The organism is Neobacillus sp. Soil_C_43, assembly GCF_057656715.1.
In genome coordinates this window covers 1-16421 of sequence record NZ_JBDGJV010000035.1, presented here as the reverse complement: position 1 = coordinate 16421, position 16421 = coordinate 1, and the positions used below count along the sequence as shown (strand labels likewise).

The window sequence follows — 16421 nt, the reverse complement described above, 5'->3', positions numbered from 1 at the left end:
CGTTGGCTTAGTTTCATAAGAAACTAATAATTTTTGTTTGTTGACGTTTTTGTTTGTTTAGTTTTCAAAGAACAAATCTCTCATCATCGCTTAAAAGCGACTTTATAATCTTATCAAGTTAATGATGGAAAGTCAATAACTTTTTATTTACTAGTTCGACGTCTTGGTGACGACTTTTAATATATTACAGCATTCCAACCATATGGTCAATAGTTATTTTAAAAAAATAAAAACCGCTGGTTTCAGCGGCTTGTACAGCTATAAAACCCAGTGTTGAATAGCTACTAAGGCAAATACTCCAGGTATCCCCAGAAAGCCGGATACTGCAGATGTAGCTACATTAATGGGGACATGGATCCCGTACCGGTTACCGGCTGCATTTAAGAAAAATAGAAACAACGCCCCGATTAAGAATTTAACCGCTGCTTGACCAACAAACCGTGCTGGTTTAAAAGGTGCCCCAGAGAATAAGAGTAATAGGATCAGGCCTCCTAATACAGAAATAACGATAATAGGTTCCAAATAACGCTCCCCTCCTCCTTCATCATTATCCATACAGTTTATGTACAAGTTAGAGGGAATAGACCGTATAAATAAAAAAGCCCGTCCACACATAGTGGTCAGGCTCATCATTTAAATTCATCTTAATAAAGTGACATGTCGCTGTTTTGCTTCTCTTAATAAGAAGATATACTTCGCTTCTGCAATTTTGGTTTGGCAAATAACCTCTTCGGAAGGATCAAAACTTTTTTCCAATAGCTGTTTTTCTTGCTGCCAATGCTCTTTCAAACGATTCAACTGTATCAAGAGCTTTTCATCATACTCTTTTCGAAGCCGTCCTTTACGTCGAAAAAACATACTTTATTTCCTCCGAATTTTATCTTATAGTTCTCGTCGGCCCTCTATTGCTTTCGATAAGGTTACTTCATCAGCATACTCAAGGTCCCCGCCAACTGGTAATCCATGGGCAATTCTTGTCGTCTTAATACCTGATGGTTTTAACAAACGAGAGATATACATAGCGGTTGCTTCACCTTCAATATTCGGGTTCGTAGCTAAGATCACTTCCTGTACGGTTTCATCCTGAAGACGTTTTAGTAAATCAGGGATATTAATATCTTCTGGACCTATCCCGTCCATTGGAGAAATAGCCCCATGTAATACATGATATAACCCGTTGAATTCCTTCATCTTTTCCATTGCAATAACATCCTTTGGATCCTGGACAACACAAATGATACTTCTATCCCTGCGTTGATCTTCACATATATAGCAAGGATCCTGATCCGTGATGTGACCACAAACAGAACAATACGTTAAATTACGCTTTGCATTCACAAGCGCTTTTGCAAAATCAAGGACGGTGTCCTCTTTCATACTTAACACATAAAAGGCCAGGCGTGCAGCCGTTTTAGGGCCGATTCCTGGCAATTTCATAAAGCTGTCGATGAGCTTAGAAATCGGTTCAGGATAATGCATTACTATTTTTCCCCTTTAATAAAAGAGGCTGCACGTAAGAACAGCCTCTTTTGGTTTAATCAAGCTTAGAAAGGAAGGTTCATTCCTTTTGTGAATTGGCCCATTGTATTGTTTGTTAGCTCTTCAGCCTTTTTAAGGGCGTCATTTACAGCTGCTAACACAAGATCCTGCAACATTTCTACATCATCCGGGTCAACTGCCTCAGGTTTAATTTGTACATCTACCACTTCTTTATGACCGGTTACAACGACCTTAACCATACCACCGCCGGCAGTTCCTTCAATTTTTTCTTGACCTAATTCTTCTTGAGCTTCCGCCATTTTCTTTTGCATTTTTTGCATTTGCTTCATCATATTTTGCATATTACCCATTCCGCCACGCATCATAACACATTACCTCCATATAGTAAGTTATTATTATTCTATTACTTCTACGAACTCAGCGCCAAAAAGTTTTTTTGCCTCAGATATATGAGGTTCCTCTTCCTTCCTGCTTGTTTCGCTGACTTCTCCTTCTTCACCATGCTGACTGTTCAAGAAGCTTTCACGAATGGCTCCCCATTGTTCCTCGGGTACACCCAAGAATAGAAATCTTTTACCAGTTAATTTTTGAAAGGCACCGGTAATCGCTTCTTGAAAATCCTTTCTATCTGTTGCCATTTGACAAATCATTTCATGCTTAAACTTTATAATTAAGGCATCCGCCGAAGCTGCAACTGGCTCCGCATCATTTAACAAGGCTGCGTGCGATTTTATTAAGCTTGCCAGCATTTCGCCCCATTTACCTTTAATCTGATTTAAATCGTTTTTGGTAGCTACCTTTAATACTTCATTGATTTTACCAACTGCAGGCTGGAATCCTTTCCTGGACACTCTCTGAGCCGGTTTTTGCTGCTGCGGTGCTGCATCCTGTGAGGTAACAGTGATCCCGCTGGTTTTTAATTGCTCTAGTTCATTTTCTAGTTGTTCAATCCTAGATAACAAATGGTCGACATTGGAAGGCTGTGCTGCTTCCTTTTCTATACTTTCCATTTGACAGAGCTTAACAATTGCCACCTCAAGAAATATCCGCGGATGGTTCGTCCATCTCATTTCTTGTTGTGTTTTATTTAAGAAGTCAATGACCTGATAGATTTGTCCGGTAGGAGTGGCTTCCGCCATCCTGCGAAATTCATCGTCAAGCATGACTCTTTCAAGCGACTCTTCAAGATTTGGTGCCGTTTTATAAAGCAGCATGTCTCGATAGAATAAAATCAAATCTTCGATAAATCGCGTTGGGTCCTTACCGTGAAATAATAATTCCTCAAGCGCCTCTAAACCACTCGCCACATCTTTTTCTTGAAATGAGCTTGATAATTTATTCAAGAACCCTTGGGATACAGAGCCGGTCACTGTCAAGGCATCCTCTACCGTTACCCGATCCTGACTATAGGATATTGCCTGGTCTAATAGACTTAAGGCATCACGCATCCCGCCCTCTGCTGCACGGGCAATCATTTTCAAGGCATCCTCATCACATACTACGCCTGTTTCATCAACAATTAATTTCATCCGCTTTACAATAGAACCAGCTGTGATGCGTCTAAAATCAAACCGCTGACATCTAGAAATAATCGTTAATGGAATTTTATGAGGTTCTGTTGTAGCTAAAATAAAAATTACATGCTTCGGTGGTTCTTCTAATGTTTTTAATAAAGCATTAAAAGCACTAATGGAAAGCATATGTACCTCATCAATGATGTAAACCTTATAGTTAACAGCAGTCGGTGCAAATTTGACCTTTTCCAATACATCTCTCATTTCTTCCACACGAGAGTTGGAAGCAGCATCAAACTCTAACACATCTGGAATCGTTCCATTGGTAATTCCACGGCAGGCTGCACATTCATTACATGGTTCTGATACAGGTGCGCGTTCACAGTTAATTGCCTTTGCTAAGATCTTAGCTGCGCTCGTTTTACCTGTTCCTCTTGGGCCAGAAAAAAGATAGGCATGTGATATCTTTTGTTGAAGCAGGGCGTTCTGCAATGTCTGCGTAACATGTTCTTGTCCTACTACATCGATAAATGCCTGCGGACGCCAAACACGATATAAAGCCTGATAAGCCAACTGACACCGCCCCCTTCGAAATAATTCATCCTAACCATTATAACGTATCCATTTTCATTTTTTCAAAGTGTATTCATAAGAGTTCACAAAAAAACTCATCTCCATTCTGAGATGAGTTGATTTATATACATATGTAACTGCCGTGCACCTTCCTTCGACTAACGCCCATAAGCGTTACTTAAGCAGTTAGCTCGACCCAGGCAACCCTGCGGCACATGAGAGCGTCCACTTAATGCTGCTTCCTTCCGGACCTGACATGGTTCATGGATTCCCATTGCGCAGGACCCGGGTGTCAACACCACTTACTTAAGGCAGACCCTACAGGCCATTAGCCTCGGGAAGGGATTCAGTCCCGCTAGAGCGGATTGCGGGTACAGGGCACCGCTACCTCCCCACCTAGCACGGCAAAGTTGATAACTAAGTTTGGTGCGTCGTATCTGACGCCTTTCTAATATACAACCAATCTCGAAAAAAAGCAATATTAATCAACTGTAAGTTATTGTAAATCTTCTATTTCTTTTCGTTCCTTCGTTGTTTCTCAAGTTTTTTCCTTTCCCTTAGCGACCTAAAAAAATCAGAGAGCAATTGGCCGCATTCACCTTCTAACACGCCCTTTGTCACTTCACTTTGGTGATTAAAACGGTCGTCCTGTAAAAGATTCATGAGCGTCCCTGCACATCCGCCCTTTGGGTCACTCGCACCATATACCACTCTTTTCACCCTCGATAGTATAATGGCACCTGAGCACATTGGACATGGCTCGAGTGTCACATATAAAGTGGCATTCTCCAACCGCCAGGAGCCTATTTCCCGGCAAGCTTGTTCGATCGCAATAAGTTCTGCATGGGCAACAGCGTTCTGCTCAATTTCACGCAAGTTATGTGCCCGGGAAATAATTCTATCCTCGATGACAAGTACGGCTCCGATTGGAACTTCCATTCGTTCCTCCGCTTTTTTGGCTTCCTTTATTGCTTCACTCATATAGTATTCGTCTAGGTTCTCTTCCACCGTCATAGCAAACTCCTTCTAATGGATAAGTATTCTACTATTACTCCAAAATATAGGAAGGAGGAGAAGCAAATGGAGAATAATTATCCTGCACTGATTATTATTGATATGATTAACAACTTTGATTTTTCACATGGTTCCATTTTAGCCAAAAAAGCACTGCAAATTGCTAAGCCCATCAAAGAATTGAAAAAACAATTTAATAAACAAAACTTACCCGTTATCTTTATGAATGATCATTATAATTTATGGCAGGCTGATTTTAATAAAATCATTGATTTTTGTAAGAACGATTACAGTCAGCCTATTTTTGATATCCTGCTGCCAGATGATGATGATGATTATTTTTTAATCAAACCTAAGCATTCCGCTTTTTACGAAACCTCTTTAACCATATTGTTAAATCATTTAAAGGTGAATACGCTCATATTAACTGGAATTGCGGGCAATATTTGCGTGCTCTTTACAGCAAATGATGCCTATATGCGCGAGTATCCCATTTATGTTCCTCGTGATTGTATTACCTCTGTTGATGAGCAGGATAACTACTTTGCTCTAACGATGATGGAAAATGTACTCAAAGCTAAAACCGATCCTAGTCATCATGAAATTTATCAACATTATATCATTTATCCTCACCCTCCCTCATAAAATAGTTGCAACGTATGTTTGTTGGGAGGGATTAGGATGCAAATCCATGTTATAAGAAGGAATGAATCATTAACCTCGATTGCCAGAGCCTACCACACGACCGTTAACGATATTATTGAAGCAAATGAATTACCGAATCCAAATGACCTTGTTATTGGACAGTCCATAGTCATTCCAATTATCGGCCGCTTTTATTTCGTTCAGCCAGGTGATTCCTTATTCTCGATTGCCAGAAAAGTCGGTGTCCCTTATCAAGAGCTTGCAAAGATTAATCGGATTAACGTAAATCAGCCACTCAATGTTGGATTCCGTCTTTATATCCCCCAAGGTCAAAAAAGAAACGCTGAGTTTAATGCCTATGTAGAGCCGCGAGGAACAACGGTTGCACCTGTATTAGAGAATAGTGCCAGGGAAGCTGCACCTTATTTAACGTATTTAGCCCCTTTTAGTTTTCAAGCGCGCCGTGATGGAACCTTGAAGGAACCTTTACTGAATAATTTCCCTGCTATCGCAAGGACTAATCGTAACGTACTTATGATGGTAATCAACAACCAGGAAAATGATCAGTTTAGTGATGAGCTCGGGCGAATTCTATTAAACGACATGGCCATTCAAGATAAATTTCTCAATACTATTGTTGCAACCGCTAAAAAATATGGATTCCGTGATATTCACTTTGATTTTGAATTTTTGCGACCGGCCGACCGTGAGGCTTACAACAACTTTCTGCGAAAGGCAAAACAACGATTTAAGAATGAAGGTTGGCTCATGTCAACTGCCCTTGCCCCAAAGACCAGTGCCACACAAAAAGGAAAATGGTATGAAGGCCATGATTACAAGGCACATGGGGAAATTTCTGACTTTGTGGTGATTATGACGTACGAGTGGGGCTATAGCGGCGGTCCTGCGATGGCCGTTTCGCCTATTGACTCAGTAAGGAAAGTTTTAGAGTATGCCATAACCGAAATGCCTTCTAATAAAATACTTATGGGTCAAAACCTTTATGGCTATGATTGGACACTTCCTTTTGTTCAAGGATCCGTTGCGAAGGCTGTCAGTCCGCAGCAGGCCATTCAACTTGCGGCTAAATATAATGTGCCGATTCAATATGATACAAAAGCAGAGGCACCTTTTTTCAAATACAGAGACGAGGCCGGCAAAGAGCATGAGGTATGGTTTGAGGATGCCCGATCGATCCAAGCTAAATTTGATTTGATCAAAGAGTTAAATATACGAGGAATGAGTTATTGGAAGCTCGGTTTATCGTTCCCGCAAAATTGGCTGTTAATCGTTGATAATTTTAACGTCACCAAACGGGGAACATAAAGGAGTCGAAAAATATTTTTTACAACAAAAACTGCCGTCTTTCGGCAGTTTTTTCATATATCTGACATAAAACTACTTACTTCTAAATATTCCATATCCCTTCCTGCGACAGATTGTGATAAAATATTCTTTGTGTCAATGAAGCACCATGACAATAACAATATAAATTATCCGGTTAAATCTGGTTAATATAGAAGTGCAGGCAGTTGGAGAAGGAGGACTTGCAATGGGGGATACACCCTTTATTACGGTTGAAGGGCCGATTGGTGTTGGGAAGACATCGCTCGCAAAAGCCATTTCAGAGCAATTTCAATTTGCTTTACTAAAAGAGATTGTGGATGAAAACCCATTTTTAGGGAAGTTTTATGACAACATCGAGGAATGGAGTTTCCAGACGGAAATGTTCTTCCTCTGCAATCGCTTTAAGCAATTAGGGGACATCAATACCCATTACCTAAGTCAAAATCAATCTGTTGTTGCAGACTATCATATTTTTAAAAATTTGATTTTTGCACAAAGAACATTAAATCCGGAAGAATACCAAAAATATTATAAGATTTATCAAATTCTTACCGAAGATATGCCAAAGCCTAATGTCATTATTTATTTAAATGCCAGCTTAGATACTTTGTTAAAACGAATCAAGATTAGAGGGCGCGAGGTTGAAAAAAATATTAGCCCGTTATATTTAGAACAGCTCTCTATCGACTATGAAAATGCCATAGCGATTTTTGAAAAAGAACATCCAGAAATACCTGTTCTTCGCTTTAGCGGCGATGAGTTGGATTTCGTGCAAAACGAAAATGATCTAAACCATATTATTGAAAAGTTAACCTTATCATTAAAGACTTGCAGCTGGACAAACATATAGAATAGGGGGATGTTAGTGAGTATCGTTATTGGTGGTATGATTGGTCTAGGGAAAACAAGTGTGGCTGATACCTTAAATGCACACTTTAAAAATAAAGGAATTGAAAGTAAGGTGTTTTATGAATCGGTGGATGATAACCCCATCCTACCTCTATATTATGAGTTGACACCTGAAGAATTAGATGCAAGAAGAATTCCATTCCTCTTACAATTATTTTTCTTAAACAAACGATTTAAGACAGTAAAAGATTGTATTAACTGGAGTGAACCGATTTATACGATTCAAGATCGTTCTATTTATGAAGACTGGTATTTTGCTTATGTAAATAAAAATTTAGGCAGAATCTCAAGCTTAGAGTTCAAGATATATGAAGATCTTGTTGATAATATGTTGGAAGAACTGCAGGAACTACCTAAAAAGGCACCAGATCTAATGGTTTACTTAAAAGGATCCTTTGATACGGTCATTGACCGGATCATGGCCCGCGGTAGAAGTTTTGAGATTAACCCTGAGCTGAAAGAGTACTACTTTGAAGTGTGGAAGGGTTATGATGAGTGGGTAATGAACCAGTATGCAGCAAGTGAAGTCCTAGTGATTGACATGGACACGACTGATGTTGTGAAGAGTCAAGCGGATGCCGAAAGAGTATGCCGTGAAGTAGATGAAAAATTAAAAGTAATTCTTAATCTAACAGAAGCACATATTGGTTAATCCAATGTGCTTCTTTTTTTACGGCAAAAATTGCATAAAAAAAACTCACTACAATGAATGTAGCGAGCTCTTATCTCCAGTATTTTATGCGCGATTGTTTTAAAAAATGGAGGAGGAAGAGGGATTCGAACCCCCGCGCGGTTTAACCCGCCTGTCGGTTTTCAAGACCGATCCCTTCAGCCGAACTTGGGTATTCCTCCGTATCAACAAAAAATAATTTAACACATATCCATTATGAATGTCAACAAAAATTCCGGATGAACAAAACATCCGGAATTTTCAGATATTACATTGGCTTAATTACGTCACGGTTCCCCATGTATGGACGTAATACAGTTGGTATGATGACACTGCCGTCCTCTTGCTGGTAATTCTCTAATATAGCGGCGACCGTGCGGCCAATCGCAAGACCAGAGCCATTTAATGTGTGAACATGTTCTGGCTTGGCTTTTGGATCACGACGGAAACGGATATTTGCTCGTCTCGCTTGGAATGCTTCAAAATTACTGCAAGAAGAAATCTCGCGGTACGTTCCATAGCTAGGAATCCATACTTCAATATCGTACTTCTTCGCAGCCGTAAACCCAAGGTCACCCGTACACATGCTTAACACACGGTATGGAAGCTCCAATAATTGTAATACTCGTTCAGCATCATTTGTCAGCTTTTCAAGCTCCTCATAAGAATCCTCTGGCTTCACAAACTTTACAAGTTCTACTTTATTAAATTGATGCTGACGGATTAACCCTCTTGTATCACGACCTGCAGAGCCAGCCTCAGAACGGAAGCATGCGCTATAGGCAGCAAAGCGGATCGGAAGGTCTTCCCCACTTAAAATCTCATCACGGTGATAGTTTGTAACAGGTACTTCTGCCGTTGGAATAAGGAAATAATCTTCGCTCTCAATCAAGAAGGCATCCTCTTCAAACTTTGGCAATTGCCCTGTTCCCGTCATGCTTGTGCGATTCACCAAGTATGGTGGTAGGATTTCAGTGTAGCCATGTTCATCCACATGCAAGTCGAGCATGAAGCTCATTAACGCACGCTCTAATCGCGCTCCTAATCCTTTGTAAAAAACAAAGCGGCTTCCTGTTACTTTGCCTGCACGTTCAAAATCAAGGATCCTTAACTGATCAGCAATGTCCCAGTGCGGCTTTGCTTCGAATTCAAAGTCACGTACATGACCCCATTGTCTGATTTCTACATTGTCATCTTCTGTTTCCCCGACTGGTACACTTTCATGAGGGATATTTGGGATGCTTAGAAGTAACATTTCTAATGTTTCTTCTACTCCGCGAAGCTCGTCATCAAGCGCTTTAATTTGATCGCCTACCTCACGCATCTCTTTAATTAAATGATCAGCATCTTGCTTTTCACGTTTTAAAGCTGCAACTTGCTGTGTCACATCATTTCGTTTACTTTTTAGTTTTTCAGTTTCTACGATTAGTTCTCGTCTCTTTACGTCTAGTTCTTCGAAGCGGCCAAAATCGGTTAGATCTTCTCCACGGTTTTGAAGTTTTTCTTTTACTTCTGCAAAATTTGCTCTTAGGACTTTAATATCCAGCATAATTGACACTCCTTTAAAAATTTTTTGACTGTTTCCGCTTGAATAGATAAGCTATGTAAACTGGTCCTGTTGATCTCCGCTCCAGGCGCTTCGCTTTCCGTGGGCGTTTCGGCGAGCCTCCTCGGCGCTTGCGCCTGCGGGGTCTCCCCTGAACCGTACTCCCACAGGAGTCTTCGCGCCTTCCGCTCTAATCAACATCGTGCCAAATCAACAAAAAGCTCTAACCTATCCTAAAAAACAAAAAACTCCCGCCCCTGAAAACAGGGACGAGAGTTAACCCGCGTTACCACCCTGGTTGACAGCATACACTGTCCACCTTGAAAAAATGTAACGGATTTCACCGAAAGTACTTACTTACTACATTATGTAGTGTTCCATACCTTGCTCGAGGAGGGATTCACAAGCTTCATTCACCGGTTTTCACCACCCACCGGCTCTCTGCTAGAATGAGTTTCCTGTTACTAGTTCCTCTCATTGCTTTCATCAATATTTATGATTTGTATATTTACGTTACTATAATTATTTACGAAATGCAACCAAATTATCCCTATACAAGTTGCTTTTGTTTGGCTTCCTTTACCATCTCAACAAAGTAAGCGGTAATGCGATGATCATCCGTTAATTCAGGATGGAAGGAACATCCGAGAAATTGCCTGTCCCGTGCGGCCACAATGCGGTCATTATGCTTGCAAAGGATTTCCACATCTTCCCCCGCCTCAACAATGTGCGGCGCACGAATGAACACCGCTGGGAAGGTCTCCGCTACATCCTTAATTGCAAGGTCCGCTTCAAAGCTGTCCACTTGTCGGCCGAAGGAGTTCCGCTCCACCTGAATGTCCATGACACCGATGTGAGGTTCATTATAACCGACAAGTTGCTTAGCTAATAGTATGAGACCCGCGCATGTACCAAACATTGGTTTCCCACTGTGGGCAAATTCCTTTAACGCATCCATGAAATCATATTTATCAATCAGGCGCCGCATTGCTGTGCTTTCTCCACCAGGAAGAATAAGACCATCTAAGTCTTGTAATTCTTCCTTTCGTTTAACAGCAACGGCCTCTACACCGCAGGCCTCAAGTGACCGAATATGTTCCCGGACCGCTCCTTGTAAAGCGAGAACGCCGATTTTAATCATTACGATACTCCTTTAACCTTTTTTTACTATGATAACTGTCTAGCTACAGCTCCCAGCGACTAGTAGCCATCCCACTCCTCCCTACGATAAGTCAACATCGAGTCGCTTCCGCTCTTCGTGTTTCCTTTATCTCAGTCGGACCGGGTCCCTGGCTTGTCGTGCGCTAAACGGTCGCTTCCGCTTTTCTTTTTACCATCCACGCTCCTGCATGCGTGCTTCTGGCGCTAGTGAAGAAATTTCAATCCCTTTCATTGGTGTTCCAAGATCCTTTGAAAGTTCAGCAATTAATTTATAGTCTTGGTAGTGAGTAGTTGCTTCCACAATTGCTCTTGCAAACTTAGCTGGGTTTTCAGATTTGAAGATACCTGATCCAACAAACACACCGTCCGCACCAAGCTGCATCATAAGTGCTGCATCTGCTGGTGTTGCTACACCGCCTGCTGCAAAGTTAACAACTGGGAGACGTCCAAGACGCTTAATTTCAAGAAGTAATTCAAATGGAGCACCTAAAAGCTTTGCTTCCGTCATTAGCTCATCTTCATTCATTCCCACTACTTTACGAACCTGTGCGTTTACCTTACGGATGTGACGAACTGCTTCAACGATATTACCGGTTCCTGGCTCACCCTTTGTACGAAGCATGGAGGCACCTTCACCAATACGACGCGCTGCCTCACCAAGGTCACGGCAACCGCAAACAAACGGAACAGTAAAATCACTTTTATATAAATGGTACTCTTCGTCAGCAGGAGTTAATACTTCACTTTCGTCGATATAGTCAACACCCATCGCCTCAAGCACTCTAGCTTCCACAATATGACCAATTCTTGCTTTAGCCATTACAGGGATTGAAACAGCATTAAGTACCTCTTCAACTATTCTTGGGTCAGCCATCCTTGCCACTCCACCAGCTGCACGGATATCTGAAGGCACCCGCTCTAAAGCCATTACTGCTACTGCACCTGCTTCTTCAGCAATTTTTGCCTGCTCGGCATTCACAACGTCCATAATGACGCCGCCTTTTTGCATTTCAGCCATACCACGTTTTACGAGTTCTGTACCTGTTTTCATTGTTAAAATCCCCCTTTTATTTGAAATATTAAGAAAAATCTCTTTACACTTTTAGGAAAATTCCTATTCAACCAATCGGAATTATCTTATTCCATAAAATCATTAAAGCAACAAAAAAGGATTCCTGTCAAGACAAGAATCCTTCTTAATAAATCCAAAATTTTCTTATGTTTTTATTCTAATTAAAACCAACCTTTTACGGTTGAAGAAATTCCGTGCCAAACATCACCAAAGAAATTGCCAATCCCACGCATCATTAGGACAAACCAATTTGCTTTTTCTACATCTTTTGCAGCAATAACATCCACTTTGATTTTCTTATGTCCCTCTTCTGTTAAGAAAGAAACTTTATCACCATTTTTCGGTTCAATAGTTAAATATCCAACTGTTTCACCTTTTTTTACTGGAGCAGTGATTTCTCCATCTTTATTAACCTTTTTCTTATCTAGAACAAGAACTGGTTTGTAGCTCTTCTTTTCACCGTTGAGGACAACCATGCTAATAGCTGACTTCGTGTAAATTTTCACTTGGTCTTCTTTCCCTTTAGTGATAGGGAGCGTTTTATGTCCTTTTACTTGATAATGTTTAGGAACAATCTGTTCTTTTGTATAATTACTAAATGCATAATCCATCATTTTTCTTGTTTCATCAAAACGTGCTTTGTAGCCACCTTTTCCACTGGCATCCTTAGCATTTTGAACAACAGTAATAAATCGTTTTCCATCCCGGCTCGCGGTACCTGTGAAGCAATACCCTGCAAAGTCAGTGGTACCCGTCTTAAGCCCGTCCATTCCTTGATAACCGTAAACTAACTTTGGAAGCATCCAGTTCCAGTTATCCATCTTAATTTGATCGTCCGTGCCTTCTCTGAACATTTTCGTCGGCGTGCTAGCCGTTTTTAACACTTCAGGGAAATCATTAATTAGATGAAACGCCAATTTTGCAACAGCACGTGGAGACATTACGTTCTCATCCTCAGGACCTGTTCCTTCAGGATGCTGCCCATGGTAATCTCGGTTATTTAAACCCGTAGAGTTGACGAATTTATAATCCTTCAATCCTAATTGTTTGGCTTTGTCATTCATCATTTTTACAAAGTTTGCTTCTGATCCGCCAATAGTTTCTGCAATTGCAATGGTTGCACTATTTGCAGAATAGATAGCCATTGCTTCATATAATTCACGGATCTTATATTTACCATCTGCCCTTAATGGCACATTCGAAAGACTTCTGTCATGAGAGTTCTTATAAACAAGATCACTTACTGAATACTCCTGATCCCATTTCACTTTGCCTTTCTTAACCGCTTCAAGTAAAAGATATTCTGTCATCATTTTAGTCATGCTGGCAACCCCTAAAACACTGTCAGCATTCTGTTCATATAGAACCTTACCTGTTTCTGCATCAACTAATATCGCACCATCAGCATTTACATTTAACGCTGCTTCTGCCTTAGCCTGGTTTACACCAGCAAATAGGCTAAAAAACATAATCATTGCCATTGCACTGGCAACACATTTCTGATAAAAATGTTTGTTCACTGTAACGCCCTCCAACGAATTTATACACTTTGGTTATTTTAACATAAGTAGCTGGCAAATCATAGACAGAGCATAGAACCATTCTTTTTCCAATTCTGCTATTTTTCTAGGAATATTTGACCGTAAGAAAAGCGCAAGCGCCTTGATCAGCCCCGACAGGCAAATGTTCTTCAGCAAGAAAAGTCCGCCTTTTGACTTTTATTGCCGAAGGTTATTTGACCCGAGGGGCTAGGCGCTGGAGCTGGACAATTCTCGAAGTCGAACTTTATACTTTCCTGTAATATAAAAAAACAGAGAAGCGGAGCTTCCCTGTTTCCATTTGAAGATTATAAAGAATAGTTAGGTGCCTCTTTTGTAATTTGAACATCATGTGGATGACTTTCTCTTAATCCTGCACCTGTCATCTTAATGAACTGCGCTTTTGTTCTTAATTCTTCAAGATCCTTTGTCCCACAATATCCCATTCCCGCTCTAAGACCGCCAATTAGCTGATAAACCGTCTCTGATAATGGTCCCTTATAAGGAATCCTTCCTTCAATTCCTTCAGGCACAAACTTTTTGTTGTCTTCCTGGAAATAACGATCTTTTGATCCCTTTTCCATCGCAGCCACAGAGCCCATTCCACGATATACCTTAAAGCGGCGCCCTTGGAAAATTTCTGTTTCCCCTGGACTTTCCGATACACCAGCCAAAAGACTTCCTAGCATAACTGCATGGCCGCCTGCAGCTAAGGCTTTTACGATATCTCCTGAATATTTAATTCCACCATCAGCAATTATTGTCTTTCCATGCTTCATTGCTTCTGTTGCACAATCGTAAACAGCAGTAATTTGCGGCACTCCTACACCGGCTACAACCCTTGTTGTACAAATGGAGCCTGGTCCAATTCCTACCTTAACCACATCAGCTCCTGCTTCAATTAAATGCTTTGTCGCTTCCGCTGTTGCCACATTCCCTGCAATAATAGTCAATTCAGGATGTGCCACTCTAATTTCCTTCACAGTATCGAGAACACCCTTTGAATGGCCGTGGGCTGTATCCACTACAATGACATCTACATTGGCCTTCACAAGCATATCCACACGCTTCATCGTGTCACTAGTTACTCCTACCGCTGCTCCAGCTAATAAACGTCCTTGTTTGTCTTTCGCTGAATTTGGGAATTCAATGACTTTTTCAATATCTTTGATTGTAATTAATCCTTTTAATACGCCCTGTTCATTTACGAGCGGGAGTTTCTCAATTTTGTACCGTTGTAGAATCTTTTCTGCCTCTTTCAATGTGGTTCCTACTGGAGCTGTTACAAGATTTTCCTTTGTCATCACATCTGCGATTTTAAAGGAGTAATCCTGATCCTGGATGAAACGTAAATCTCTATTAGTAATAATACCTATTAGTTTTTGTTCTTCGAGGTTATTAACAATAGGTACACCTGAGATTCGATATTTCCCCATTAAATGTTCGGCATCAAACACTTGATGTTCTGGTGTTAGAAAAAATGGATCGGTAATGACTCCACTTTCCGACCGCTTAACCTTTTCAACCTGTTCTGCCTGCTGCTCAATCGTCATGTTTTTATGGATAATACCCAAACCGCCTTGACGTGCCATAGAAATGGCCATCTCTGATTCAGTTACTGTGTCCATTCCAGCACTAATAATCGGAATATTGAGCTTTACACTTGGTGATAACTCTACTTGCAGACTAACATCTCTTGGTAGAACCTCGGACTTACCAGGAATTAATAATACATCATCAAACGTTAAACCTTCTTTTACAAATTTACTTTCCCACATTTTAACGGCCCCCAGGATAAAAAATTTTATTTGTAGGTTATCAATTGGACAAAATACTGTCAAGGAATAAATATTAGTTTGATTCTTCTGAAAAAGGTGGTACGATCTTGGATATTCACTATAAGGGATGGAAAAGCTATTCTAGTTTCTTTTCAGCAGAGTATTGTCAGCGCTATTTAAAGAATAGCTATCAAAAGCGTCAAATAGATAATCCTGAACAAAAAAGCTACGAAAACGGATATGCTTTCCTCTATTATCTTGAGCATGGAAAGATATATTATGAGCAGGCGGAAAAATCTCCTCTTATTTTAAAGCCAATTTTACTATTTTATGGACTCGTCCATTTAATTAAGGCTTGTATATTAACAACCGATCCTTCTTATCCCGAAACAACAGCTGTACTTGCACATGGAGTTTCGACGAGGAAAAGGAAAAAGCAAAATTACCTTTTTTTTCAGGATGAAGTAAAAGTGCAAAAAAATGGACTTTTCCCCTTCATGTCGGAAAAATTGTTTCACATGAAACAATTAGAAGGGGAGAAAGTCATAATGGAGGAATTACTACAGCTTATACCAGAATTAGATGATTTATTCTATTTACTTTTGGGGAAACGGACATTTGTTCAATTAGATCACGTGGGCAAGCAATTAACCATACCGGACAGTGTTTTGGACTCTTATCATATGACCGAGAGCAGGCTAAAGGAATTTCTCGCCTCTAAGTTTGACCATTCAATCGAGTTTTCCAATGAGGGTCTTTCGTTTACAATGAACTCTACTTCAGCAAACTTACCACTAAAGATAAATTTGGAGAAACAGTGCTATGTAATGCCACTTCAAAAAGGAAATCTTTTTGATTTTCCAGAGCTGCTTACCCATTATTTATTGCTCTATAATTTAAGTATGATAGCTCGGTACGAAACTGAATGGTGGAGTGAATTGACCAAAATGATGCCCAATCAAGACTATCCTTTTATCCACTCATTTCTTGATGTAACCCTCCAAAAAGGACCGTACTTAATTTATCAATATCTAATGAAACCATAAAAAAAGACAACCCATTACAGGTTGTCTTTTTATTTGCCTGGCAACGTCCTACTCTCACAGGGACTTTCGTCCCAACTACCATCGGCGCTGAGAAGCTTAACTTCCGTG

General features: G+C 40.4%; 16 protein-coding genes, 1 tRNA gene, 1 rRNA gene, 1 other RNA gene and 1 other annotated feature. Of the genes, 5 read left to right on the top strand and 14 right to left on the bottom strand.

Going from position 1 to position 16421, the window contains the following annotated elements; all coding sequences use genetic code 11:
• Positions 1-258: 258 nt before the first annotated feature.
• The 7 genes from AC3A54_RS25410 to tadA form a co-directional block, all read right to left on the bottom strand.
• Positions 259-522: a pro-sigmaK processing inhibitor BofA family protein gene (locus AC3A54_RS25410; protein WP_308081644.1), complete on the bottom strand. Its 264-nt coding sequence runs from the start codon at positions 520-522 to the stop codon at positions 259-261.
• 117 nt (positions 523-639) lie between these two features.
• Positions 640-858: a YaaL family protein gene (locus AC3A54_RS25405; RefSeq protein WP_335547738.1), complete on the bottom strand. Its 219-nt coding sequence runs from the start codon at positions 856-858 to the stop codon at positions 640-642.
• 24 nt (positions 859-882) lie between these two features.
• Positions 883-1479 (bottom strand): recombination mediator RecR, encoded by a 597-nt coding sequence (gene recR / locus AC3A54_RS25400; protein WP_308081646.1) that lies wholly within the window; start codon positions 1477-1479, stop codon positions 883-885.
• Between the two features lie 65 nt (positions 1480-1544).
• A complete protein-coding gene (locus AC3A54_RS25395) occupies positions 1545-1865 on the bottom strand; it encodes a YbaB/EbfC family nucleoid-associated protein (RefSeq protein ID WP_309857152.1) in 321 nt (106 codons plus the stop codon).
• Between the two features lie 30 nt (positions 1866-1895).
• Entirely contained in the window at positions 1896-3587 is a 1692-nt protein-coding gene (dnaX, locus tag AC3A54_RS25390; protein ID WP_487656658.1) for a DNA polymerase III subunit gamma/tau, read from the bottom strand.
• A 140-nt stretch (positions 3588-3727) separates the two neighbouring features.
• Positions 3728-3992, bottom strand: an RNA gene (gene ffs / locus AC3A54_RS25385) — signal recognition particle sRNA large type.
• Between the two features lie 105 nt (positions 3993-4097).
• Complete coding sequence (tadA, locus tag AC3A54_RS25380; RefSeq protein ID WP_487656657.1) at positions 4098-4601, bottom strand: tRNA adenosine(34) deaminase TadA; 504 nt, start codon at positions 4599-4601, stop codon at positions 4098-4100.
• Positions 4602-4667: 66 nt separating this feature from the next.
• Here tadA and AC3A54_RS25375 point away from each other — a divergent pair, with 66 nt between their 5' ends.
• The 4 genes from AC3A54_RS25375 (at position 4668) to AC3A54_RS25360 (ending at position 8154) form a co-directional block, all read left to right on the top strand.
• Positions 4668-5246, top strand: a complete 579-nt coding sequence (locus tag AC3A54_RS25375; protein ID WP_487656656.1) for a cysteine hydrolase family protein — start codon at positions 4668-4670, stop codon at positions 5244-5246.
• A 36-nt stretch (positions 5247-5282) separates the two neighbouring features.
• On the top strand, positions 5283-6572 hold the full coding sequence (locus AC3A54_RS25370; protein WP_487656655.1) for a LysM peptidoglycan-binding domain-containing protein: 1290 nt from the start codon (positions 5283-5285) through the stop codon (positions 6570-6572).
• Positions 6573-6798: 226 nt separating this feature from the next.
• Entirely contained in the window at positions 6799-7443 is a 645-nt protein-coding gene (locus AC3A54_RS25365) for a deoxynucleoside kinase (RefSeq protein WP_487656654.1), read from the top strand.
• Positions 7444-7458: 15 nt separating this feature from the next.
• Positions 7459-8154 carry a deoxynucleoside kinase gene (locus AC3A54_RS25360; protein WP_374121020.1) on the top strand — a complete coding sequence of 232 codons (696 nt, stop codon included), beginning with the start codon at positions 7459-7461 and terminating at the stop codon, positions 8152-8154.
• Between the two features lie 107 nt (positions 8155-8261).
• On the opposite strand, the gene AC3A54_RS25355 is transcribed toward AC3A54_RS25360, so the two are convergent.
• The 6 genes from AC3A54_RS25355 to guaB form a co-directional block, all read right to left on the bottom strand.
• Positions 8262-8354, bottom strand: a tRNA-Ser gene (locus tag AC3A54_RS25355).
• Positions 8355-8440: 86 nt separating this feature from the next.
• Positions 8441-9721, bottom strand: coding sequence for a serine--tRNA ligase (gene serS / locus AC3A54_RS25350; protein ID WP_487656653.1), 1281 nt, complete (start codon positions 9719-9721; stop codon positions 8441-8443).
• A 259-nt stretch (positions 9722-9980) separates the two neighbouring features.
• Positions 9981-10205: a binding site (T-box leader), on the bottom strand.
• A 63-nt stretch (positions 10206-10268) separates the two neighbouring features.
• Positions 10269-10859 (bottom strand): pyridoxal 5'-phosphate synthase glutaminase subunit PdxT, encoded by a 591-nt coding sequence (gene pdxT / locus AC3A54_RS25345; RefSeq protein ID WP_335547753.1) that lies wholly within the window; start codon positions 10857-10859, stop codon positions 10269-10271.
• Positions 10860-11048: 189 nt separating this feature from the next.
• A complete protein-coding gene (gene pdxS, locus AC3A54_RS25340) occupies positions 11049-11930 on the bottom strand; it encodes a pyridoxal 5'-phosphate synthase lyase subunit PdxS (protein ID WP_308081655.1) in 882 nt (293 codons plus the stop codon).
• 182 nt (positions 11931-12112) lie between these two features.
• Complete coding sequence (locus tag AC3A54_RS25335; RefSeq protein ID WP_420489875.1) at positions 12113-13432, bottom strand: serine hydrolase; 1320 nt, start codon at positions 13430-13432, stop codon at positions 12113-12115.
• A gap of 365 nt (positions 13433-13797) precedes the next feature.
• On the bottom strand, positions 13798-15267 hold the full coding sequence (gene guaB / locus AC3A54_RS25330) for an IMP dehydrogenase (protein WP_335547755.1): 1470 nt from the start codon (positions 15265-15267) through the stop codon (positions 13798-13800).
• 107 nt (positions 15268-15374) lie between these two features.
• On the opposite strand from guaB, the gene AC3A54_RS25325 reads away from it, so the two are divergent.
• Positions 15375-16313 carry a YaaC family protein gene (locus AC3A54_RS25325; protein ID WP_487656652.1) on the top strand — a complete coding sequence of 313 codons (939 nt, stop codon included), beginning with the start codon at positions 15375-15377 and terminating at the stop codon, positions 16311-16313.
• Between the two features lie 35 nt (positions 16314-16348).
• On the opposite strand, the gene rrf is transcribed toward AC3A54_RS25325, so the two are convergent.
• Positions 16349-16421, bottom strand: a 5S ribosomal RNA gene (gene rrf / locus AC3A54_RS25320); the annotation flags it as partial.